The organism is Neolewinella persica DSM 23188 (assembly GCF_000373105.1).
GTDB classification, from domain to species: domain Bacteria; phylum Bacteroidota; class Bacteroidia; order Chitinophagales; family Saprospiraceae; genus Neolewinella; species Neolewinella persica.
In genome coordinates, this window is sequence record NZ_KB890413.1 from 70,002 (window position 1) to 94,743 (window position 24,742).

At 52.9% G+C, this 24,742-nt stretch carries 18 protein-coding genes and 1 tRNA gene; 6 read left to right on the plus strand and 13 right to left on the minus strand.

The genetic code is table 11. From position 1 onward, the window contains the following. Positions 1-307: 307 nt before the first annotated feature. The 7 genes from B036_RS0100350 to B036_RS0100380 form a co-directional block, all read right to left on the minus strand. Positions 308-1,669 (minus strand): FAD-dependent oxidoreductase, encoded by a 1,362-nt coding sequence (locus tag B036_RS0100350; protein ID WP_020566695.1) that lies wholly within the window; start codon positions 1,667-1,669, stop codon positions 308-310. Between the two features lie 6 nt (positions 1,670-1,675). Beyond that, positions 1,676-2,953, minus strand: a complete 1,278-nt coding sequence (kynU, locus tag B036_RS0100355; protein ID WP_020566696.1) for a kynureninase — start codon at positions 2,951-2,953, stop codon at positions 1,676-1,678. Between the two features lie 8 nt (positions 2,954-2,961). After that, complete coding sequence (locus B036_RS0100360; protein WP_044101468.1) at positions 2,962-4,041, minus strand: amidohydrolase family protein; 1,080 nt, start codon at positions 4,039-4,041, stop codon at positions 2,962-2,964. Between the two features lie 236 nt (positions 4,042-4,277). Next, positions 4,278-4,793 carry a 3-hydroxyanthranilate 3,4-dioxygenase gene (locus tag B036_RS0100365; protein WP_020566698.1) on the minus strand — a complete coding sequence of 172 codons (516 nt, stop codon included), beginning with the start codon at positions 4,791-4,793 and terminating at the stop codon, positions 4,278-4,280. A gap of 53 nt (positions 4,794-4,846) precedes the next feature. Next, entirely contained in the window at positions 4,847-5,626 is a 780-nt protein-coding gene (locus tag B036_RS0100370; protein ID WP_020566699.1) for a 2-keto-4-pentenoate hydratase, read from the minus strand. A gap of 319 nt (positions 5,627-5,945) precedes the next feature. Further along, positions 5,946-6,266, minus strand: a complete 321-nt coding sequence (locus tag B036_RS0100375; protein WP_020566700.1) for a hypothetical protein — start codon at positions 6,264-6,266, stop codon at positions 5,946-5,948. 139 nt (positions 6,267-6,405) lie between these two features. Beyond that, positions 6,406-6,479 (minus strand) — tRNA-Met (locus B036_RS0100380). Between the two features lie 257 nt (positions 6,480-6,736). On the opposite strand from B036_RS0100380, the gene B036_RS0100385 reads away from it, so the two are divergent. After that, positions 6,737-8,377: a tetratricopeptide repeat protein gene (locus B036_RS0100385; RefSeq protein ID WP_157471972.1), complete on the plus strand. Its 1,641-nt coding sequence runs from the start codon at positions 6,737-6,739 to the stop codon at positions 8,375-8,377. A 166-nt stretch (positions 8,378-8,543) separates the two neighbouring features. Here the strand turns inward: B036_RS0100385 and B036_RS0100390 are convergent, their stop codons facing one another. From B036_RS0100390 to metF, 3 genes are all read right to left on the minus strand, one after another. Then, on the minus strand, positions 8,544-9,281 hold the full coding sequence (locus B036_RS0100390) for a T9SS type A sorting domain-containing protein (protein WP_157471973.1): 738 nt from the start codon (positions 9,279-9,281) through the stop codon (positions 8,544-8,546). A 24-nt stretch (positions 9,282-9,305) separates the two neighbouring features. Further along, positions 9,306-9,971: a lamin tail domain-containing protein gene (locus B036_RS0100395; RefSeq protein WP_169435017.1), complete on the minus strand. Its 666-nt coding sequence runs from the start codon at positions 9,969-9,971 to the stop codon at positions 9,306-9,308. Positions 9,972-10,224: 253 nt separating this feature from the next. Continuing rightward, entirely contained in the window at positions 10,225-11,187 is a 963-nt protein-coding gene (metF, locus tag B036_RS0100400; RefSeq protein WP_020566704.1) for a methylenetetrahydrofolate reductase [NAD(P)H], read from the minus strand. Between the two features lie 145 nt (positions 11,188-11,332). Between metF and B036_RS0100405 the strand changes: the two genes are divergently transcribed. The 3 genes from B036_RS0100405 (at position 11,333) to B036_RS27505 (ending at position 19,517) form a co-directional block, all read left to right on the plus strand. Further along, complete coding sequence (locus tag B036_RS0100405) at positions 11,333-17,707, plus strand: T9SS type B sorting domain-containing protein (RefSeq protein ID WP_020566705.1); 6,375 nt, start codon at positions 11,333-11,335, stop codon at positions 17,705-17,707. 133 nt (positions 17,708-17,840) lie between these two features. Then, complete coding sequence (locus B036_RS0100410; protein ID WP_020566706.1) at positions 17,841-18,593, plus strand: lysophospholipid acyltransferase family protein; 753 nt, start codon at positions 17,841-17,843, stop codon at positions 18,591-18,593. Positions 18,594-18,770: 177 nt separating this feature from the next. Next, entirely contained in the window at positions 18,771-19,517 is a 747-nt protein-coding gene (locus B036_RS27505; protein WP_020566707.1) for an NRDE family protein, read from the plus strand. A gap of 18 nt (positions 19,518-19,535) precedes the next feature. Here B036_RS27505 and B036_RS0100420 read toward each other — a convergent pair whose 3' ends face one another. From B036_RS0100420 to tatC, 3 genes are all read right to left on the minus strand, one after another. Beyond that, a complete protein-coding gene (locus B036_RS0100420) occupies positions 19,536-20,630 on the minus strand; it encodes an ATP-binding protein (RefSeq protein WP_020566708.1) in 1,095 nt (364 codons plus the stop codon). 193 nt (positions 20,631-20,823) lie between these two features. Further along, positions 20,824-21,438: a tetratricopeptide repeat protein gene (locus B036_RS0100425; protein WP_020566709.1), complete on the minus strand. Its 615-nt coding sequence runs from the start codon at positions 21,436-21,438 to the stop codon at positions 20,824-20,826. A 123-nt stretch (positions 21,439-21,561) separates the two neighbouring features. Continuing rightward, positions 21,562-22,428, minus strand: a complete 867-nt coding sequence (tatC, locus tag B036_RS0100430; protein ID WP_020566710.1) for a twin-arginine translocase subunit TatC — start codon at positions 22,426-22,428, stop codon at positions 21,562-21,564. Between the two features lie 349 nt (positions 22,429-22,777). Here tatC and B036_RS0100435 point away from each other — a divergent pair, with 349 nt between their 5' ends. Continuing rightward, positions 22,778-23,779, plus strand: a complete 1,002-nt coding sequence (locus B036_RS0100435) for a Gfo/Idh/MocA family protein (protein WP_020566711.1) — start codon at positions 22,778-22,780, stop codon at positions 23,777-23,779. 35 nt (positions 23,780-23,814) lie between these two features. After that, positions 23,815-24,672, plus strand: coding sequence for a hypothetical protein (locus B036_RS0100440; protein WP_026231543.1), 858 nt, complete (start codon positions 23,815-23,817; stop codon positions 24,670-24,672). The last annotated feature ends 70 nt before the right edge of the window (positions 24,673-24,742 follow it).

Genomic DNA, 24,742 nt, shown 5'->3' on the forward strand with positions numbered 1-24,742 from the left:
CGAGCAGAGATGTCTCCCCTCTCCGGGGGAGAGGGGTCGGGGGAGAGGCGCACGAGCGGAGCGAGCACCACATTCGTCTCCGTAAAGTTGTGGGTAAACTTCACCTCCGGGGGAGAGGGGAGACGGCGCAGACGGTACAGGAAAAGGGCGACAGGGCGACCGCAAGGGATCGTGCCTACCAGGCGGTTCCAAAAAATGCCCGTGGGCCGACCGCAAGGGATCGCCCCTACCGGGCAGTTTCGGAAAAGGCCCCATTCGCTTCGCGAACGCAAAATCGCCCCAATTGGCCAACGTTGAATTGCCTCCATCATTCCGCTGTTGGTTGCGAAGCATTTTCCACCTGTTCGTAGAAATATTCCAGGGGCATGTCTTCGAAGTTCTCTTCCTTACATAGTTTCAGCAAAATCTCGTCCTGCCTTCTGCCCCTCGATTTAGCTTCCTTATAGGAGATGTCGCCGCGGAAAGTTACCAGGGCATATTTCGAATAATAGTCCGGATAGTTTTGCTCCAACTGCATTTCTATTTTCCGCTTTCTTTTGAAGGCGACATCATCAACCTGATCGCGCATTTCGTAGAAATTGTCAATGGCCAGTGTAGCGATGGCATCGGCGTTTTCTTTTCGTTCTTGCTCAAATGCTTCAAAAAGGACTTCCCAGTTGTCGCCATGTTCCTCCAGCAGTTCATCAAAGATTCGGACATCTTCAAGAGATGCGTTCATCCCCTGGCCGTAAAAAGGAACGATGGCGTGGGAGGCGTCTCCCATCACCAGGACCTTCCCGAAGGCTTGCCACGGGAAACATTTAATTGTTCCCAGATTGCCAACGGGGTTCGCAAAGAATTCTTCCAGGTAATGTGGAATGTAGGGGAGAAGAGTGGGAAAATATTCCTTAAAGAAAGCCGTCACTTTTGCTTCCGTATCCAGGTGGTTAAACCCGACCGCTGTTTCATAGGGATGGAACATGGTGAGGGTAAAACTACCATCGGGGTTAGGCAGGGCAATAATCATGAATTCGCCCCTTGGCCAAATATGAAGTGCTTCCTTTTCCAGCTGCCAACTGCCTCCGGGACCAGGATGGATGCTCAGTTCTTTATAGCCATGTCGCAGGAAGTCCTGGGAATAATTAAAAAGTAGCTCAGTAGTATGTTTCATCATACTTCTTCTGACTGCTGACCCCGCTCCGTCAGTTCCGATAACGACAGCTCCCCTGTCCTTCCTCTTCTCTCCGTTCCAAACGTATTCTATTTCAGCGGCCCTAATGTCAACACTGAGAATTACCGATTCAAACGTGATGTCAATATTATCGTACGCCTCAATTTGATTGAGTAATAATATGTTTAAGCCTGGCCGAGACACCGAGTTAATGTAATCTGATGACCTTGCGCTATAAGGAGATAGAAAATTCTCCCCACCTAAAGGGTGGATCATGCGTCCTCTCATAGGAATGGTATTTTCCAGTACCTTTTCTTTTAGCCCCGCCATGTCCAGCGCGCGCAAGCCTCTGTCAGACAGCGCAAGGTTGATGGACCGACCGGCGTCTCCGGATCCGATCCGCATATCAGGTCGTTTTTCGTAGAGCTTAATCTGATAACCTCTTTGTGCTAACCTGATGGCTAACAAACAGCCACACAACCCAGCTCCGACGATTATTATCTTTTCTTTTTTATTCATGGTTGATCAGTTCCCTGCAATAGCAGATTTTAAAATGGTGTAGAAATTGTACACGTCTTCGTAGGAATTATACATTGGTACCGGAGCGACCCTGATCACGTCGGGTTCCCTCCAATCCGCAATTACGCCTGCTTCCGTAATTTTATTGAACAACTTCTTGTCCGCTGTTTTCACTTGAATCGATAATTGCGAACCTCTTTGCGCCGGATCGGCGGGCGTAACGATGTTGACCACATCATCTCCCAGTGTATTAACCAGATACTCCAGGTAGCCCGTTAAAGAAATGGCCTTTTTACGTAGTCGTGTCATCCCTACCTCGTCAAAAAGCTTGAGGGCAGACCAGACGGCTACCATTGCAAGAATTGGAGGATTACTCAGCTGCCATGCTTCCGTTCCCGGCGTCGGATCAAAGGCGTCCCGCATTTTAAAGCGGGTTTCTTTATTGTGTCCCCACCAGCCTTCGAACCGGGGGATGTCCTTACTGTCCGCATGTCGCTCATGGATAAAAGCACCACCCATGCCTCCTGGTCCGGAATTCAGGTATTTGTAGTTACACCAAACGGCGAAATCACATCCTGAGTCATGTAAGTTCAACGGCACATTCCCTGCGCCATGGGCGCAATCAAAGCCAACCATGCATCCCTTTGCATGCCCATGCTCAGAGATGGTTTTCATATCGAAAAACTGACCGGTGTAGTAGTTGGTATTTCCTAAAAGGATGAGGGCGATGTCTTCGCTGTGCGCGTCAATTACGCCCAGAATATCTTCTTGTCGCAAGCAGACTTCTCCGTCCCTGGCCTTTAATTCAATCAGGCAATCTTCCGGAGACAGCCCGTGAAACCTAATTTGAGACTCTACGGCGTACTTATCGGACGGAAAAGCGTCCGCCTCGATAATTATTTTTTTTCGCCTGCCCACCGGGCGGTAAAACGAGACCATCATCAGGTGTAGGTTAACCGTGAGCGTATTCATTACGACTACTTCGCTTGGCTTTGCGCCCACGACTCTGGCCATGGCCTCCGTCAAAAACTCATGATAAGGCATCCAGGGGTTCTTGGCATGAAAATGGCCTTCAACACCCAGATTCTTCCAATCTTCCAACTCTTGCAGCAAATAGCCTTCCGTGGCCTTTGGCTGTAAGCCAAGGGAGTTTCCACAGAGATAAACATAGGGCTGGCCATTGGCCTGCACGGGCATGTGATATTGCGACCTGTATGCCCGCAATTCATCCCGTTCATCCATTTTTCTTGCAAACGCAAGGTCGTTCTGAAATTCTTCCACCATTTTGATTTTTATTCCCCTTTGGTTATTCGTTTCATAAATTTTTCCTGCGCGTCGCCACAGAGCCACCTGATGACATTGTCACACCAGATTTCTTCCCGTTGCTGTGTAGAGATAACTCCTTCCTCTACTGCCAGGTCTAATAACTTGCCGGGGTACGAGGATTGTCGTTCACTCTCCATTTCTCCCAGCGGATAAGGATCGTCCAAACCGAGGAGAATCTGGTCGGTTCCCTTTTGCCTGCGGACCATCAGTTCCAGCGAGATTGTATCGTGCACCAGGGTGTCGAAGTAGATATTAGGATGGCCAACCGCTTTTCTTGGTCGGACTTTTCCTTCGAAGAGGTCCGGGCGGCCATCAAAACCCTGCGTTCTTCGGCCAATGTTGAGGTGATTCAGTTGCCCTCCGTGGGCAAAGCATACGCGAATATCCGGATACTTGTCATACAAGCCGTTCAGGGTATAAAAGTGGTAAGCATCCGCGCACTGGGCAATCATCCATACCAGGTGAAAACGCCAGGCGGTGTTCTCCAGCTTTATAAACTTCTCTCCGTCATACGGGTGAATTTCAATTGCCAGTTTATACTTATTAGCCAATTCGAAAATAGGTGCAGTTTCTTCATCAAAGATCCCCCGCCAGGTTCCACTCGTATCCATATAGTGTGTCGGCAGGCAGAGCAATTGCATTTCCAGTTCTTCGACACAACGTTCAATCTCCCAACAGGCACCGTCGATAAATCCGGCATGTACAACAAACCCACACGTAAATTTTTTGGGATGATCCCGCTGTACGCCAGCATTAAAGTCATTTTGAAACCGCAGGGCCTGTTTCATGTCTTGTATGCGCAGGCCATTCCCGTACAGCTGCGATAGGTTGAGCACCACGCTGTGGTCAATCCGGTTACGCTCCATCCATTCAAGCTTTTCGTCCAGGAAGAAGCTTGAATCTGTAACGGGCCGCTTCCAGTTCTTCTGAAGCATGTACTTCCTGTCTTCATCAATCCAGAAGATCTCCTGGTCTTTTAGATAAGCCGGAATTTGCGCTGGATATGGTAGTAGATGGGAATGTCCGTTGATTCTTAGACCCTGCATATTAATGATTATAAACTCGTCCGTCGGGGTAACCTGTGGGGCCTGACTGATCGGAGGAGGGATTGGATTGAGAAGGCGACATGAGGTGATCACGTAATAGCAATGCAGCCAAATGGTTTTCCAGCAGGGGCGATCCTTTGCGGTTGCCCCCTGCTGGACTTCTCAAAAGGGACCGCGTCGCTTTGCGAACGCAGAATCGCCTGCCGACAGCAACGTCTACAGTCGTTTTGGTAAAATTAAGCAGGTTTCTCCATCACCGCACCGCAGGAATCACAGGTACGCAAGGCTTCGTTAGCGTAGAACCTGTCAAAAATTACGGGCATATCTTTTTCGATATTCTGCAGGGCAAAGGGTTCTTCGTATAATTTGGTGTGGCACTGTTCACAAAACCAGGCCAGGCCGTCGTCCACCCCTTCGGGCCTTCTTTGCTCAATTACCAGGCCCACCGTATTGGCTCCTCTTTGGGGAGAATGGGGAATGTTTGGTGGCAGGTAGAACACTTCTCCTTCTCTGATGTGTACGTCCCGGGGTTCACCGTTTTCGATGACCTTCAGTACGATATCTCCTTCTACCTGATAGAAAAATTCAGGTGTCTGGTTAAGGTGGTAATCTTTTCGGGAGTTTGGGCCGCCAACAATCATTACAATGTAGTCCTCATTGTAAATGGCCTTATTTCCTACGGGTGGTTTCAGCAGGTGGCGGTTGTCCTCTATCCATTGCTTGAAGTTTATGGCGGGTGGTAATGTCGACATGAATTTATTTTTTTGGTTAGGAAATAATCGGGTATTGTCGGGTATGAAAGGCTTTAGTCATTGGCTTCGGCCACCGTCAACCGGACGGTTCCCAGCCCTTCAAAAAGGCCTTCTACCCTATCGCCAGCCTGAAGGTACACCGCTGACGTAGCAGCACCCGCTAAGATAACCGCCCCTGATTCAATTACTTCTCCGTTTTCGTGCAAAATTCGGGCGATCTCCACCAATGAGGCCAGCGGGTTGCCCAGTATGGCGTTCGAATTGCCTTGCTGCGCCACTTCTCCATTTATTTTCAAGGTTATTCCCTGGGCCCCGAATGGGGTATTCGGGGGCATCCAATCTCCAATTACGTAGGCGGCCGAGGAGCAGTTATCGGCAATAACATCCTCCAGGGAAAACTTGAAGTTTTCGTACCTGGAATCTATCACTTCCAATGCGCCGGCCACTCCGGCAAGAAAATCGGGTGCTTCTTCCAGAGAGATCGGCCGGTCAATTCGGTCACTGATCAAAAAAGCAATCTCAGGTTCTACTCTGGGATGGATGAATTCGTCCTTGCGCAAAACGTCACCAGGCTTCACTTCCATGTGATCCGTCAGGCGTCCCCAAATTATTTCATGGACCCCCATTTGTTCCATCTTTGCCTTACTGGTAAAACCGAGTTTAAAGCCAGTTGCCTTTTCGCCTCTGGCGTACCGTTTGTCCAGGGAGGCGGCTTGTATTGCGTAGGCTTCCACCAAGCTTATTTCCTGACTCAGGCTAACCTGTGGAATTGCTTTGGCAGAGAAAGCTGCTTGGTCCAGCAGCGTGGCTAGGTGACCTATTGATTGTGCCATATGATGATGCATTTTTTGTGTACTGGTCAATATAGGTTTTTTATAAACGGGGAAAAATGTCGGGTTTTCAAGTTGTCGAGTTCTCTCGTTATCAGGCTATCAGGTTCGCTCGTTATCGGGTGGTCAGGTTGTCGGGTTTTCTTGACAATTGGATAACCTTGACAACCTGACAACTCGACCACCTGACCATCTGATTAATTGGGCGGGGCCGCAGGTGCAGGGGAAGTTGGACAGGAGCAAAGTTGTATCGGCAACGATGCGGACTACTTCTCTTTAAGGGGAGCAATGGGCAAGAAGTAATACAACACCCAAAACTATTCTACCGCTCCTGCGGATAACAGAGCGTGCAAGTATTGTATTTTTCTATCAGCTCAGGAGTTGTCGACGCTTTCGCGTCATCGTTCAGTTGGTCAACCATCAAAACTACTTCCCCAGTTTCCCGGTGTCTAAATTTCAGTATGCGGTTAATACCATTGTTCTGCTGAACCAACTGCTTAGTAATCCGATAAATTTCCAGCACAGCTGCCCGGCCAATGTCGGTATCGACCGTAGCAGTTGCAACGAATCTGCCGTCAAATCGATAGGTATCGACGGCTTCTTGCAGTTGAGGCTCCCAAGGGAACTTAGTTGGTGCTGTCATGGTAAGGTTTTTTGATTGCCTCGTTAATATCGCAATCCCAATACATTTTATCAAAATAAAACAAGAAGACTCGCAAGGTACCGCTACCTAAAATCAAAAAAGCCTCGCAATCCAAAGGATCACAAGGCTTTTAAGAACGTAGCGCGAGGGTGACTCGAACACCCGACCTCAGGATTATGAATCCTGCGCTCTAACCGGCTGAGCTACCGCGCCATTTTGGTTAAGCGGCTGCAAAGATAATGCCTTCTGGCAAATTTGACAACTGGCAGGTGAAAATTATCTTCATCAGGGAAAATCTGCTCCTTTGTCCTTCCTTTGCACCTGCGGCCCCGCCTCCTACTCCTGCTTCCCCAGAGCAAGACCGGGGCCATAAAATATTACCCAAATAAAGCGCCCCAGGCTCAGTGATTCTGTAATTGAACTGAATCGGGGTAATATTCCACCTCCCGAAACGATGTTATCTTAGAAGCTTGAACCACACCTTTAGTAACAAAACATCCGTTTTGCTCTACCAACTCGTCTTAATTCCCGTCTACCTCCTCTCCTTGTTTCCGTTGCAAACCTCGGGCTTCGCCTCATTGCCGAGTCAGCTACAGGCGGCCCCTACCGATACGGCCAAAGTCCTTGCCCTTACTGATCTCGCCTGGGAGTACCTCTATAATTCAACGGACACGAGCCGGAAATACTGCCAGGAAGCCTACGCATTAGGCAAGCAGCTCAATTATCAATATGGCATGGGTTTAGCCCTGGAAACAGAGGGCATTATCCTACACAACTCCCTTCAGTGGGAAGCAGCTACGGCTTCTTTTCTGGCCGCAGCCAAACATTATGAGACCGCTGGTGCCAAAACAGCCTTCGCCGGTCTTTACAACAACCTGGGGCTTCTGCTACTTGACACGCAGGATACCCTCCGGGCCCTCGATTATCTGGAACGTGGACTGGCCTATGAGATGGAAGCCGGGGATACCTCAGACATGCTGATTTCTCAAATCAACATCTACGTCCTTTACTCTGCCACCGGGCAACTGGACCGTGCTGAGGAAGGCTTCCGGAGTATCCTGCCTATTGCTAAGGACATCCGGGACCTTCACCTCGAACAGGCCATTCGCGGAAACTTGGCCGTCATTGACCTGCGGCGAGGAAAATATCCCGCTGCCGCCGAGCAATTCCGGCAGCTGCTCACTCCGGGACCAGACTCCCTCAGGCGTAATCAACTATACATCTCCACCACGACTTCGCTGGCGGAAGCATTGTTCCGCCTGCAGCAACCAGGGGAGGCAGCTGAGTACATCATAAAAGCCCGGAACCGGATGGAACAATCCGGAGACCAACGCTACTTGCTCAACATTCTGCAACTCGAAGTAGAGCAGGCCAAATCACAGGGGAACCTGCAGGTGCAAGTCGAAAAATTGAATCTATACCACGCCGTTAAAGACAGTGTGGCTGAAGCAAAAAACCTGCACCAGATTGCGGTACTAAATGCTAATTATGAGTACCTGCGGCAGCGGGAGGAAATCGCGAGTCTCAACCTGGAAAATGCCATCGAGGCACAACGGCTACAGCGGGAACGCATCCTGTACGCCGGCGTCTTTCTCGCCATCTTCCTTATCGGCTGGTTCAGCTATCAGCGTTATCGCCAGAAGTTAATAACCGAAAGAGCGTTTCGGGCCAAGCAGGCGATGGAGCTGCAATATAAAAGCAGTCAGTTGCACACCTTTACCAGCCACCTTGCTGACCGTAACCAACGTATCCAGGAACTGGAAGCCGTCTTTTCGGAGCAGGATAGCAATAGGCACCAGCTGACCGCACGACTGAGTTCTTTGGCGATCCTGACGGAGGAAGATTGGTGTAAATTCCAACAGCTTTTTCATGAGGTCCACCCTGATTTTCTGCCTAGGATGCGGCGTGACGCCATCGGCTATACCGAAGGCGAACTACGCTTGGCCGCCCTTATCAGTCTCGGTCTTGATCGTCAAACAATTGCCAATATTTTGGGTATCTCCTCCGAGAGTGTCCGCAAGAATGTCTATCGATTAGAAAAGAAAGTGGCGTTGGATAAACAAGCATCACTGGTTGGGTATCTGAATAAGTATCAGGTGGCGGCAAGCTGAGTTTAACCGGCCACCGCTACCAGCAGTGTTCTTCTTTCCAGGGGCTTAAATCCGGCACTGCTCGTCAGAGTAGGCACCTTACACCTTTTGGTAACCGCAGGGTCATTCCGCCCTCGCTGAGCAAACGCGGCCAATATGACTTGACGTTGGTAGAGGTGGGGCTTACTCAGTGCTTCACCCACCGGGTTACAGACGAAGCATCCACTCCATCAAGCATTCGCAGAAAGTACATGCCTGCGGGTAGCCCGGCGATGTCAATCGGCGCATTTTGCTCACCGGACAGGGTCCCGCCAAGCCACCGTTTGCCACAGACATCAATAATCTCGAAACCTCCTGACTGCGTAAGACCATCTACCCAAAGCTGATCTTGTGCCGGGTTAGGGAAAAGTAAAACAGCTTTCTGAATATCCGGAATCTTGACGCTTTGCGGGCCATAGATTGTAGCGGTTCCATCCTGATCGACCTGCCGCAGCCGGTAGAAGACCAATCCGGTGGGAGGCGAGGTATCCTCCGCCTCATAATGTTGGTTTCCTCCGCCTTCTGCCGTACTTGCCAGGGGCTCTCTGACCACCTGCACGACTTCCCACACCCGTCCGTTCCGGGATCTTTCGACGTCAAAATAAGCGTGATCGTCCTCCAGGGAGGTAGACCAATTCAACAGCACCTTTCCTTTACGTTGGGCAGCGGAAAAGGTCGTCAATTCAACCGGCAACACGACCCCGGGCATGTGGTTACTGAAGCAGGGGCTGTAGTTTACCGGATTGGTTACAATTGAGGTATGCGGGACAAAGCCGCCGGTGGTATTTCCGTCCGGGTTGAGGGCGAGTGAGACATTGGGCGGAACGGCCGTCCCCGGAAAGGACATGGTATGGACAAGTCCTCCGGTAGGCGGACCTAATGACACAATATCCCCATTTGAACTGATGGATTAAAAGCCGCCGGGTGCGTAATGGCATGGATCGAATAAGGTTCCTCCACCGAATACGGTCAATGCTTGTCGCGGGCCTAAAATCGTTGCCGGCGGAAAGGTGTAGCGTACGGTGCCACCAATGATCAGGATCCAGCCGTTCAGGTCAATCTCCACCTGAGCGTCTGGGTTGAAGACTTCCACGAATTGTTCTTCCAGAAAGTTAACTACGCCGTCATCATTGGTGTCGGAACCGGGTTCGGGGAGCACTTCGTTGATCAGGACCGTCAAGTCGTCTGCGCAGATATAATTCGGAGTGGTAAAATTATAGAAAATGGCATCTGGCCCCGCGCAGCCCGGCCCGATGATCCCCAATACATAGGCGGAGGAAGGTACCAGGCCGATCAGTTCTATTACTCCATCCGAAGTTGCTGCGGGGTCATCCCCGCCTACAGTTGCACTACCGGGCCCTGTGACAAAAACAGATGCTCCTGGGGCCACTCCGAGATAGGGCATCCGTAAGGTCAGTTGATTGCCGTTGATGCAGCGGTATTTGGCGGTAGCGGGGTCGATGGTTACCGGACAAGCGACTTCCACTTGTGGGTCGGCCTCCGGTAAGGCTTGCAAAGGATTAATGACAGCTACAGCTACAGCTACTAAAACGAGGATAAAAAGTAAACGGGGCATAAGGCTTTCGTTTTTCAGGATTACTTCCAGCCCGGCTTTGGACAACCAAACACCAAAAACTGGAGATTTAATACTGACGAAAGTAGTGGCGGGTGGTAGCTGTAAGCAATAGCTTACGGGGCTTGTCCCGGTTTTGTCACAGCCCATGAAACTTAGTCAAACCAGCAAATCATTGGATGAAAACCATCCTTGCTGCTCGACAACCAGACAACCCGATAACCCGACACACCTGCAACACCTGCAACCTGCAACCTCAATAAACCTCCTTAGCAATAGCCTGAATCGTGCTGGAGTCCCCCATCGTATAGTAGTGCAGGCAGGGAGCGCCGCGTTCTTTTAATTCCTGACTTTGGGCCACGCACCATTCGATGCCTACCTGACGGCGGGCTTCCGCGTCTTTAGCCTTCGTGATGGCACTGACCAGATCATCGGGCAGGTCAATGTAGAAGAGGCGGGGAATGGAGTTAAGTTGGTACAGCTTTGTGAGCGGCTTCAGGCCCGGGACTATGGGCACGTCGATACCGGCAGCACGAACCGCGTCCACAAAATCGAAGTACTTCTGGTTATCGAAGAACATCTGGGTGACGATGTAATTAGCGCCAGCGTCGATCTTCTGCTTGAGGTAACGCAGGTCGATCTCCCGGTTCGGCGCCTCAAAGTGCTTCTCGGGGTAACCGGCCACGCCGATGCAGAAGTTGGTCTTCGAGGCTTCGTCGGTTACCGTCAAGTCATCCAGGTAGATGCCGTTATTCATGTTACGGATCTGCTTCACCAAATCGGAGGCAAAGTTGTGGCCTTCCTTTTCGGGAATAAACTTGCCTTCGAATTTACGCGCATCGCCGCGCAGCGCCAGGACGTTCTGTACGTCGAGAAAACCAAGGTCAATCAGGGCGTTCTCGGTATCCTGGCGGGTGAAGCCACCACACAAGAGGTGCGGTACGGCATCTACACCGTAGCGATGCATAATCGCCGCACAGATTCCTACGGTACCTGGCCGTTTCCGGATCGAGGCCTTCTCGTAGTATCCACTTGGCCGACGCTTATAGACGTACTCTTCGCGGTGGTACGTCACGTCGATAAATGGTGGTTTGAATTCCATCAGGGGGTCCAGGGTATCGAAGATAGCCTGCATGCTACCGCCCTTCAGAGGAGGCAACACTTCAAAGCTGATGAGGGTCTTACCCTTGGCTTTTTCAAAATATTCGGTAACGCGCATAGGCGGGGTTAGCTTATTGGGGACGCAAAGATAACCTGCAGGGACTTTTCCGCTTCTTTTAGTCGGAACAGACTACGACGGCAAAGCACCATTTCGGTGCATTCTGAAGCATTTTCCTACCTTCAAGCCTTCGATATTCCCTCTGATGCGTTTTCTCTCCAGCTTTTGCGCCACTATCTTTCTGCTACTTCCCTGGGCTCTCACGGCCCAGTGTGGCCTTAGTGTCAATGCTGGCCCCGACGCTTTATTCTGCCCCGGTGGCGGCAGCACCCAACTAAATGGCAATATTTCCGGGCCGGGGTTGTCCGGCTTCTCGTGGAGTCCGACGGCCGGGCTCAGCGACCCCAACATCCTTAACCCGGTAGCTACCGTCGGTGGCCCAATGACCTATACCCTCACCGCTGAAGTTTTTGACCCTTCCACCAATAGCATCGTCAATGGTGACTTTTCGGCGGGTGTTTCGGATTTCACCACCGATTATAACCCTGGCTCCGGCGGAACCTTCGGCTTACTTTCCGACGAGGGGGAGTACGTCGTCACTACCAACAGTAACCTGACGCATACCAACTTTGGGAACTGCCCCGACCACACCGGCGGAGGAAACATGATGGTCGTCAATGGCTCAGCCATCCCAAACGAAAACGTTTGGTGCCAAACCGTGGCAGTAACTCCTAATACCACCTACGCCTTTAACGCCTGGTTACAGTCCGTTAACCCCGACAACCCCGCCAGCCTGCAATTTTCAGTCAACGGCACACTGCTCGGCAATACCTTCCAGGCCAGTTCCTCCAACTGCCAATGGCGGGAGTTCACCGAAAGCTGGAGTTCCGGCAGCGCCGTTTCTGCCGAAATCTGCATCGTCAATCAAAACACCCAGCCAAGTGGCAATGACTTTGCCATCGACGACATCTTCTTCGGGGAAGTATGTACCCAAACCGATGAGGTCAATCTTGAGGAGGTCTTCCTCGACGCCGACGCCATCCCTACCGCCGATCTGCTCTGCGACGGCTTCGGCGGGGTCTCCACCATGCTCGATGGCAGCAATTCCTCCGGTGGCCCCAACACCTTCTACCAGTGGACCACCACCGATGGCAACATCGTCTCCGGTGCCACCACAACCACTCCCACCGTGAACGAACCAGGCACCTACGTACTCACCGCCAGGTACGACGACGGCGTGGCCTTTTGTACCGACCAGGTCACCGTAGTAGTCAACCCCAACAGCGGTAATATCCCTACGGCGGATGCCGTCATCCTGGGGCCCATCAGTTGTTTCGACGATATGGGCATTTTGGGCATCGGCGGTTCTTCGGTGGGCAATGACTTCATCTACGACTGGTCGACCACCGATGGCAACATCGTTTCCGGTGCCACCGAAACAGAAGTTTTCGTGGATCAGACCGGCACTTACCAACTCCTGGTTACCAATACCATCAGCGGGTGTTCGGAAACCGCCACGGTTATGATTACCGACAACCGGCAAGATCCAAACATTGACATTGTCGGCCCGGCACCGCTCACCTGCAACGACCCGACGCTGGAACTCGACGGCTCCGGCTCCGACGGCGGCACAGATTTTTCGGCCAGCTGGGCTACGACCGACGGCAACATCGTTGCTGGTGGCAACACCCTCTCCCCTACCATTGACTCGGCCGGCACCTATCAACTGACGGTCACTAACGACGTCACCGGCTGTTCAGCGACCCGCTCCGTAATGGTCACCGTTAACCAACCCCAACTCACCGCCGCTATTGCAACGCCGGATACGCTGGACTGTAACCTGACGCAGCTTCGCCTGGACGGTTCCGGTAGCCCTGGCAGCACCTTTGCCTGGACGACGACCAATGGCAATATCGTTAGCGATGCGGCCACCGCAACCCCCTTGATCGACGCGCCGGGGGAATACGAATTATTGATCCGCGACGCTGCCTCGGGGTGCGAAAGCAGGGCGCCCATCACCGTGCGCAGCGCGGCCATACGGCCGTCCGTTGCTCTTCAAAGTCCCCCACCCTTCACCTGCGGCCGCGCCCAAATCATGCTGGACGCCACGGCCAGTACCATTGGTACCGACATTTCCTACACCTGGACAGCAGCCAATGGCGGCGGCATCGTGAGCGACACCAATACCCTGCAACCAACCGTGACGGGGCCGGGAGATTACACGCTGCGCATCGTCAATAACGACAATGGTTGCTCCCGGGACACGACCATCACCATCGGTGAAAACATCACACCACCCGACGCCGATGCCGGGGCCGGATTTACGCTAAGCTGCAGTAGTCCAGCCGATACACTCGACGGCACAGCCTCCAGCCAGGGGGGCGCTTTTGGCTATGTATGGACGACGGCCGACGGCCTGCTCCTGAGCGACACCAATTCCTTACGGCCCGTTATTGGCAGGGCCGGCACGTACCAAATCAGGGTACTTGATTCCGTCAACAGCTGCTTTTCGGTCGCTGAAGTAACGGTGCTGGAAGATAATAATGCCCCCGCCGTTACCATCGCCCTGCCAGACACGCTCACTTGTCGGAATCCCACCCTCACGCTCAATGCAGCAGGTTCCGACTCCGGAGCGGACCTGACCATACGCTGGAACACCAGCGACGGGAACTTCGTCATGGGTACCGACGGCCTTAGCCCCACCATCGACGCCCCCGGCACCTACCAACTTACCGTCACTGACGAAACCAACGGCTGCCCTTCTACTCGCAACGTAACCGTTGCAGAAAACGTCGTAGCTCCCGCCACCGAAGCGGGCGATCCGTTGATTTTAACCTGCCGCGATCAGGAAGGAAGACTCCTGGCTACAAACCCCGGGGCCGGGTATTCTTACGCCTGGACCGGAAGTGATACCCCCCCCTTAACTGATGCCAACACACTGTCCCCACTGGTCAATAGCGCCGGCCGCTACTTTCTCGAAATTACCAACGACAATAACGGTTGTACCGCCATCGACAGTGTTGACGTAAGTGCGGACCAGGATAGCCCGGTATTGACAATTGCGCCCGGTCTCAGCGTGCTGACCTGCACCGACACCTCCCTACAACTTAACCCGGGAAGCACTTCTATCCCAGGCTTTAGCCATGTTTGGACCACTCCGAATGGTAGCATCACCAGCCCCGACACCCTCCCGGAAATTTCCATCAACGAGCCCGGAGCATACACCTTATTGCTTACGAATGAGCGCAACGGTTGTGAAAGTGATAATACCATTTTGATCACGCAAGACACTACTTTGCCCACCGTTGAGGTGCTGCCAGCGGCCACGCTAAACTGTGACGTAGAGGAGGTAACATTGAATCCTGGAAATTCCGACCAGGGCGATCCGTTCTCGGTCAGGTGGACAACTAATGATGGTATGATCCGACCGGGTACGGACCGAAACGACGCAGTGGCGGAACTGGGTGGGACGTACCGGCTGACCATTACCAACTCGGTTACGGGGTGCGTTGATTCGGCGGAAGTTGTCGTATTACAAGATACTGTTCGCCCGGTGGCGGTCATCGCCGCCCCCATTGAGTTAACCTGTTTTAACCGGGCACAAAACCTGAATGGATCGGCCTCCAGTCAGGGGCCTGCAATTGCTTACGAATGGTCAACCAACAACGGCAATATCTCCGGTGGAAATAACCAACAAACGGTGGTGGTCAATGCGGCGGGCCGCTATCTGCTCACCGTCCGAAATACTATAAATGCCTGCGTAAGCAAGGATAGTGTGGCAGTAATTGCCAACCAACCAGCTCCTCCGGCAGATGCGGGAACGGGCGGCCTGCTTACCTGCCTGGATTCTACCATTGTTTTGGGCGGGGCCGCAGGTGCAGCGGACGGTTTGAGCTATGCCTGGACGACCATCAGCGGCGGCACCCCGGCAGCGGCGAACGTACCGCAGACAACCGCTACCGAGCAGGGAATGTATGAACTTCGGGTCACCAACGACAGCACCGGATGCTTTGCGCTCGACACCGCCATTGTCCGGCTCGACCGGGCTACGCCCAATGCCGTGATCCCTCCCGTCGGGCAACTTGATTGCGAAGTGCTGCAGCAAACGTTGGTCATCGGCATTCAACAACCTAACCTTACGTTTCTACCTTCCTGGAGTACGGCTGACGGAAACATTCTCGATCCTGCCGAAGGTCAGGAAATCAGGGTAAACCAGGGCGGCACTTATCGGTTGTTGATGGTCAATCCAGAAAATGGTTGTCGCGATTCTACGGAATTGGTAGTAAGCCAGGATACCCTGCGGCCGCTGGCCGCCATTGCCCGGCCATTGGAGTTAACGTGTCGCACGCCCACCCAACAGCTTGACGGTACAGCTTCCAGCCAGGGTGCGGGGTTCAGCTATGCGTGGTCGACAACGGACGGGAATTTCACGGGCATTACTAACCAACTGAACGCCACCGTCGACGCGGCAGGACGCTACCGGCTGACCGTAAGGAATATCGGTAACGCCTGTGAGCGAACCGACATCGTTGACGTCGTCGTTAACCAGACGCCGCCTCCCGCAGACGCAGGAACTGAAAGCCTGCTTACCTGCTTGGATACCGTCGCCATTTTGGGCGGACCCGCAGGTGCAATGGATGGTTTGAGCTACACCTGGACCTCCCTCAGCGGCGGTACACCGGCAGCGACGGACGTACCACGAACCACCGCCAACGAGCAAGGAACGTACCAACTTCGGGTCACCAACGACAGCACCGGTTGCTTTGCGCTCGACACCGTAGTGGTAGGGGCTAACCTCGTTGCCCCGAATGCTTCAGTGCCTTCCGTCAGTCCACTTAATTGTACAGTGCGACAACGCACCCTAACGGCGGCGCCTCCGGCGCCCGGGCTAACCTACCTGCCCACCTGGAGGACAACGGATGGGAATATTGTTGGCCCGACGAACGGTTCATCAATTACCTTAGACCAGCGAGGCACCTACCATCTTTTACTGGTTAACCCAGAAAATGGTTGCATTGATTCTACCCGGGTTACGGTAGATGAGAACGTCGAATCTCCCCAGGCTTTTATCGGCTTCCCACTCAACCTCACCTGTCGAAATATGTCCGTGCAGTTAGATGGCCGATTCTCTTCTTCTGGTCCGAATTTCCGGTACCGGTGGTCTACTGAAGACGGAAACATCAGTTCAGGAGGTAATACCCTGGCACCTACGGTTACTGCTGCAGGCAACTATGTTCTTACGGTAACCAATGAGGACAACAATTGCACCGCCGAAGACAACACGGACGTACAACAGTTCGATCAGCCCCCCGCACTAAGTGCTGGTATTCCTTCCACATTGACCTGCCTCTTAACGAGTTTGGAATTACCCGCCAGGCGCAGTGGACAGGGGCAAAATTTTTCTTACGAATGGACGACAGTGGATGGAAGTATCGTGAGCGGCAGCGACCGCCTGCGGCCGATCGTCGATCAGCCCGGCACTTACGAGCTTACCGTCATTAATACCGACACCGAATGTAGGGCCACCCTTCCGGTGACTGTCGTTCAGGACATCACCCCACCAACGGTTGAGCTGGGAGAAGACTTCGACCTTGGCTGCGAAGACGTACCGGTTAACCTGGCCGCCGTTGCCTCCGGTCCGACGCCTTTTTTCTACAGTTGGTCGACTGACAATGGCACCTTACTGGGCGGAACGGGTGCCGGTTCGCCGCTAATTCAGGGGCCGGGGACCTACCGTGTAACCGTTACCAGTCAGCGTAACGGCTGCACCACATCAGCTGACGTCACGACCACCCAGGCTTTGCTCCTGGGCTTTGATTTTGAGCAAAGGGACCCCACTTGCCGATTACCGTTGGGCCGGGTCGAACTGGCGAATATCGAGGGAGGAACGCCGCCTTTCCTTTATGCATTGGGCAACCAGCCCTTCGTCGCAACGCCCTTTGCTGACAGTCTTTCTCCGGGGCGCTATCCATTGGTCGTGCAGGATGCTAACGGCTGTGAAGTCAGCAGTGAAACCACCATTCCTCCTGTCCCCGAGCTGGATCTTTTCGTTGATCCGCGAGCAGTCATTACCCTTGGAGAGTCATACTTTATCAATACACGGACTAATTTTGCTGATTCCAGCCTGACCGGGATCAGTTGGACGCCGGTCGACCCGCTGGATTGTGCGGATTGTCTGCGGCCAATCGCTACGCCTACGACTTCCACCACCTTCACCGTCAGTATCCTCAGTTCGGGGGGGTGTGTGGCAACTGATAGTGTTGAGATCATCGTTGATGTACTCCGAGACGTCTACTTCCCTACAGCCTTCTCTCCTACCGGAGACGGAATCAACGACGTCTTTCTTCCCTTTGGTAATACGGACCGCATTATTATGATCCAGGATTTCACCGTCTTTGACCGATGGGGAGAATCCGTTTTCAATAACACTGATTTTCTGCCTAATGACCCGGCCAATGGCTGGGATGGAAGGCTGAATGGCCAGCCAATGAACCCCGCAGTATTTGTTTACTCGGCCACGGTATTGTTTGTGGACGGTAAGGTGGAGGTATTTAAGGGTGACGTGGTTTTGATCAGGTAAGTCCGGAAGTCCACCCAGACGAAGGCCTATTTTGTCAGCTTCTGCCTTGCGCCGGATTTTCATCAGAATATTACGCCTGAGATCAGCGCATTAATCAAAGGCCTTATCTTTTCGCAGAAAACCTCTTTTCTGCATGTACTCCAAGTTGCGCGGCATTTTACGGCTCTTCGTCTTTTTCTTCGGCACCCTGCTCTACGTGATCAGGTACCTGGCTAAAGCCTTAATTACTGGTCATGACGTGGATCGGGGGTTACGCTTACGGAAAGAATGGGTAGGGTACCTATTACGATGGATGGGCGTTCGGATCATGGTGGAGGGTACCTTGCCGGAAGGTGGTGGGTTACTCGTTTCGAATCACCGATCTTACCTCGACCCCGTGGTATTACTCCGCGACGTACGGGCTATAGCCGTAGCGAAAAAAGAGGTACTGGACTGGCCGATCATCGGCTATGGTGCCCGTATATCCGGCGCTATTTTTGTGGACCGAAGTAATAAAGAAAGCCGTCATAAAACCAGGGAAGCCATTGGTGAGGTAATCCGAAATGGATATTTTATCATCAACTACCCCGAAGGAACAACGCACGGAGAACTTAGAACCATTAGGTTTAACCCGGGAGCATTCGTTGAGGCAATGGAGGAAAAATCTCCCGTTTATCCCGTCGCCACAGATTTCCGGAACCCGGATGATGCCTGGGCCGGAGACGAGACTTTCCTGCCGCATTTCATTAGGTGTTTCGGTAAGCGACATACCGACGTCAGAATCAGGTACGGGCCACGTTTGCACGGAGACAGTGCCGAAGCGATCCTTGCGCAGAGCCAAGCGTTTATTGACCGGGCGCTGGAAGAATTTCGGGAAGAGTGGGAACGTTTGGATCTCTCTGATTAGAAGTGTACCCTCGGACCAACAATGCCAGAGCTTTATATGGAGGACCGACCGGACAGGGAGCTATTCTATTGGGTGGACTCAGTTTGGGGCGACGGTTATAATACTTCCAACGAAAGAAAGATTCACACTTAGCTGTTAAACCATGCTTTTATCGGCCGTGGTCAACCAATTTCAAAATTGGCCGTTTACACCCCCATGTGCACTGTCACCTACTACCCCATCGCCCCCGATCATTTCCTATTTGCCACCAACCGTGATGAGTCCCCTAAGCGGGCGGCACAGGAGGTGGTCCGAAAAAAAATCAGCAACGGAAAGACCCTGCTGTTCCCCCGCGACACCGGTGCCAACGGCACCTGGATCGCCCTCTCGGATGCCAATCAACTCGTCTGTATACTCAACGGCGGCCGGATAAAGCATCGACATGAACCGCCCTACCGGCTCAGTCGTGGCATCATGGCCTTAGATTTCTTCGATTTTTGGAGCCTGGATGCCTTTACCACAAACTACGATTTCAGCGGGATCGAGCCCTTCACTATGGTTATCTATGACGAAGGCCGGCTAGTAGCCTTATACTGGGACGAGGCAACCCTGGAAGTGCAAGAGCTGGACCCTACCGTCCGCCAGCTTTGGTCAAGCAGTACCCTTTATTCCCCAGCCCTGCAGAGTAAGCGTAAGCGATGGTTTTTTGATTGGGCCATGTTTACCAATTCCCCAACCCGCGAAGACCTGCTAACTTTCCACCAAACCGGTGGTAACGGGGACCCCGAAAATGACCTGGTAATGAACAGAGGCAATGTAGTCCGTACCACCAGCATTACCAGTTTGGAAAAATCGCCAAAAACTTTTCACCTCCACCTGTTTCAGCTCATTAATAAGAAGTCAGACCAGAATTCATTACGCATAGCGAAGCGCCATAAGCTGTAGCACGATCAGGCGAAGAATTTACTTCAACACCTCCCAAAGATCCTCCCAACCCTTCCGGTTCCGGACCACCACATCAAGGTATTCCCGCCAGACTGGTTCGTCCTGCCCCCGGTCTTTAACGATGGCCCCGGTGAGGCTGGCGGCCAGAAACTCCGGTTCTAACCCACTACCAGAACCAAAGTGGTGGGTGAGGGCCCGGGACTGATTGACCACCGAAATTGCCTCGGCCGTTGAGAGTGTACTGCTGGGCATTTTTACCTGGGTGCGGCCGTCCTCCGTCCGGCCATTCCGTAGTTCCCGGAAGATGGTCACCAGGCGGGTAATTTCGGCGGCAACGTCTTTTTTAACCGGCGGTAGTTCCATTCCGGCTGCCGCAGCGGAGCTGCGGTCAGTAACGATACGCACTTCCTCTTCCAGGGTGGCTGGCAAAGGCAAAACAACCGTATTAAAGCGCCGCCGCAGGGCGCTTGACAGTTCGTTGACGCCCTTGTCCCGGTCGTTTGCCGTAGCGATGATGTTGAACCCACGGACTGCCTGGACCTCCTTATTCAGTTCTGGAATCGGTAATATCTTTTCGGAAAGGATGGTGATCAGTGCATCCTGAACGTCGCTGGGAATCCGGGTAAGTTCTTCGAGGCGAACGATCTTACCGGCCTGCATCCCGGTCATCACCGGGCTAGGTACCATGGCCGCTTCACTTGGCCCTTCAGCCAGCAGGCGGGCGTAGTTCCAACCGTAGCGGAGGGCGTCTTCGCTCATTCCGGCGGTACCCTGCACCAGCAGGGTGGAATCACCGCTGATGGCAGCAGCGAGGTGCTCGCTGACCCAGGTTTTGGCCGTTCCCGGCACTCCGACAAGCAGCAGGGCCCGGTCAGTCACCAGACTAGCTACAGCCACTTCGATCAGGCGGCGATCGCCGAAGTATTTTGGGGATATTTCCGTGCCGTCTGCCAGCGTTTCCCCCAGCAGATAATCTACCACAGCGCGGGGACTGAGGTTCCAGCCCGTGGGCTTAACGCCTTTGTCCTGATTTATTAATGCCTTTAGCTCGGCGGCGAAGGCGGTTTCGGCGTGGGGGCGTAGGATGGAAGGGGTGGAAGAGCGTTTAGCCATAAGAAAAGAAATGTTTGTCCCCAAAACCCCCTCCCCAACCCCTCCCCACGGGGGAGGGACTTTTTTTTAAAACGCTGCGCGTTTTTCAGGCAGTTAATTGCTTCTGAAGAGATTGGTTTCAAAAAATACAATCGGGTTTTGTCACCCCCAACAACTCGACAACCCGACAACCCGACAACCCGACAACCCGAATCTACCGGTTCTTAGGCCGCCGCCGCTTTCCACCCTGGCCGCCCATCATGCCATGACCGGCCTTGCCCATACGCTGAGCGGCTTTCATCTGACCTGACTGTTTCAGCGCCTTGTCCATCATGTCGATCTGTTCACGGATTTGCGGGATCTTGATGTTGGCATCCTGTGCCTTTTTCAGGTACTTCTTGGCCGCGTTAAAGTTTTTCCGTTGGTACTCGATCTGAGCGAGTTGGAAGTGGAGGGTTGCTTTTTCCGTTGGGGTGGGAATATCAATGGCCTCGGCCTTGCGTAGCCAGACTTCGCCACCGTTGATATCTTTACGTTGCAGGGCAATGTTGCCACGCATCATGTAGTAAAAGGCACGGTTAGCGCTGTAGAGCCACTCCGGCTTCAGCGTCATATTCAGGGTCTTTTCTGCACCGTCGAAGTCTTGGCTCTGAATCTGCTTTGCGGCAGGCGCCACCGTTCCGAGGAAGATGTAACCGCCCAACAGGATAAGGCCGGTGATGACAAAAAAGATGCCGTACCAGATACCCAGGGAGACCCAAAGCCCGATACCTCCGATAAGACAGAGGGCGATGAGGGCAAAACGGATGTACGGAGGGATAACGAACATAGAAAGTTACTTTAAATTAAGGCTGGACAAAGATAGAACAAGTTGCAAGTTGCAAGTTGCAAGTTGTGGGCTAGTCGCTTCGCTCCAAGTTGCAAGGGTTGCAGGCGTAAAAGGTTACAATCACTATTCAAGACTAGCCTGGTATTTTTTCTCCGCCCGCTTGGCGACAAAGACCGAAATCTCGTACAAAACGTATAGCGGAAGTGCAATTAATATTTGGGTTACTACATCAGGCGGCGTAAGCACACTTGCCAGGATGAGGATGCCGATGAAGCTGTGCTTGCGGTATTTGCGCATGGAATCCGCGGTAACCAGACCAAAACCGGCCAGGAAATGAATCAATACTGGCAGTTGGAAGATGAGGGCTGCCGGTAGGGTGAACATGACCATATAACTAATCAGCGACCCCATTTTAGGTTGGTTAACCGCGCCACCTACCTCAAAGCCCATAAGGAAATTAGTGCCAAACGGTGCAATCACAAAGTAGCCGAAGCTTACGCCGATAAAAAACAGGAGAGAGCAAATAAAGATCATCCCCCGGGTAGCACTTTGTTCTTCCTTATACAAGCCTGGCCTAACAAACGACCAGATCTGATGAAACACGTAAGGGAAAGCCATTACGAAGCCTCCAACGAAAGACATTTTCACGGCCGTAATGAATTGTTCCCCGAATTCCGTGGCCTGAATCGGGACATTCGGACCGCTCATACACAGCGCGTCTCCTACACCCAGCCAATTCGACAGGGAACAAAAAAACTGGTAGCTGGGAAAATCATCGTAATTCGTACCGAAAAGAATATGGCGAAAATACCACTCCCGGAAAACGAACAATACGACACCGCAAAGGGCGATAGCAATCAGTGACCGCATAACGTGCCAGCGCAATTCCTCCAGATGGTCGATAAAGGACATTTCTTTGTCTTCCGGGGGCTGTGGCCGCCCGTTTTCATCAATTTCCCAATCGTCAACGTTGACTTGATCCAGTGCCATGGGGCGAAGATAGTGTGTAGTAGGTAGTAAGTAGTAAGTAGTGGGTTCGTTCGCTGCGAATTTTACAGAGAAGGTAGATTTTCGGGCGCGGGCGCCGGTGCAAAAACGGTTTTTAAGGAGCAATGGTTGGCCTGCTGTAGTCAGATAGTCAAGGAGTCAAACAGTCGGCGTTAAATCTTCTCTGCTGACGATCTCCCCGTTGGTTGGTTACTGCCTCTGCTCCGAATTCTATTTTTTGCACCTGCGGCCGCGCCACCTTATTATGTTCATGGAAGTAAGGCTAAGGGCTTATCTTACTATATGACTCTCTGACTATATGACTCTCTGACTCTCTGACTATCTTTGCTCCATGTTAAAAATCGGACTCTTCGGCGTAGGTCATCTCGGCAAAATCCACCTCAAATGTATTCGCCTGGCGCGGGAACATTACGACCTCATTGGTTTCTACGACGCCGATGCAGAAATGGCCCGCCGTGTGGCTGACGAATTCCACCTCAAAGCCTACGACAATCCGGCAGACCTGATTGCCGCAGCCGACGTGATCGACGTGGTTACCCCCACCCCTACCCACCACAAAATGGTCAAAATGGCTTTGGAGGGCGGCTGTCACGTTTTCGTCGAAAAACCCCTTACTGAAACCCTTGAGGAAGCTAAGGAGCTCATCGAACTGAGCCGCAAAACCGGCAAAATAGTCCAGGTGGGCCACGTAGAACGGTTCAACCCCGCGCTACTTGCGCTGGGCGACCTGAAGGTAAAGCCCTACTTCATCGAGGCACATCGCCTGTCCATGTTCAATCCGCGGGGTGTTGATGTATCGGTCGTTCTCGACCTGATGATCCATGACCTGGACATCATCCTTAAGCTGGCCGACGATGAGGTCGTAGATGTCCGCGCCAGCGGCGTGGCAGTGGTATCCGACCAACCAGATATTGTAAATGCCCGCATCGAGTTCAAAGGCGGCGCAGTGGCCAACCTCACGGCCTCCCGCATCAGCCTGAAGAACATGCGCAAAGTCCGTCTCTTCCAGCCCGATGCCTACATCAGCCTCGACCTGCTGGAAAAGGAAAGTCAGATCGTTCGTCTCTTTGATGCGGACGCGGCCGTTCCTGAAAATGGCCAGCAATTCCCGCTGGAGACCCCAAAAGGCCCGCGTATCATTCATGTGGACCAGCCAGACAGTGGCCCAATTAATGCCATCCAGATGGAGCTGGAAAGTCTTGCGGACAGCATAACTCATGGAAAACCCGCTGCGGTAAGCATCGAAGATGGTTACCGTGCGTTAGAACTAGCACACCGCATCTCCGCTGCCGTAGAGGCTAACCAACGGAAGCACCCGGGGCAACGGGATTAATTCTTGTGGTGTCCTTACACCTAATGAGGTTTAACATGAACAGATTTTTCACACTACTACTATCTCTGGCTGCTTTGTTGAGCTTTACCGGTTGTCCGGCAGACCTCGAAGTGCCGCCCGCCTTTATCACCATCGACGGTTTTGACCTGCAAACCCCGGATCTCGGTCCGGCCACCTCCGACATTTCGGAAGTTTGGGTATTCGCAGGCGAGAACAATAACTTCATCGGCGCCTTCCCGCTGCCAGCCCGCATCCCCGTACACAGGACCGGTTCCACGTCCATGCGCTTCGAGTCCGGGGTAAAGCAGAACGGCGTAAGTGCCACCCCCGAAATTTACGATTTCTATACCCCGGTCACCCGCACCCTGGAGCTCATCCCCGGAGAAACCATCGACCTTGGAACGCCGGTTATCGGATACCGGCCGGAGGTGAAATTTGCCATCCTGGAAACCTTTGAAGAAGGCTTCACCCGCGCCTTTACCGAGCGGGTGCGGGGAGACACTTCCCTGATCGTAACCCAGGAGTTCGTCCGAACCGGAGAATTCAGCGGAAAGATCTACCTTTCAGACGCCGACCCGCTCGTGGAAGTCGCTTCCACAGAAACCTTTAACGGGCTGACGAACGTGCGCCGCTTTGTATGGCTGGAGATGGACTTTCGCAGCGACGCCAACGGGCAATGGGGAGCAACTGGTGTCAATGGCATTGATGTCATCAGGTTTTTCGACGCTGGCTTCCGGCCGCGCAACGAATGGACCAAAGTTTACTTCAACCTCACGGAAACCATCCTCGAGTCCACCCTTGATAACTACAAGATTAACCTGACGACGCTTTTACCCGCTGAACTCTCGGAAGGCAACGTTTATCTGGACAACATTAAACTGATCCACTTCTGAGCCGGCACAGCAAAGCAGATGGTACTTCGCCAAAGGCACTCCGCCCCGACACCTCCGCCCGGCGGCGGGT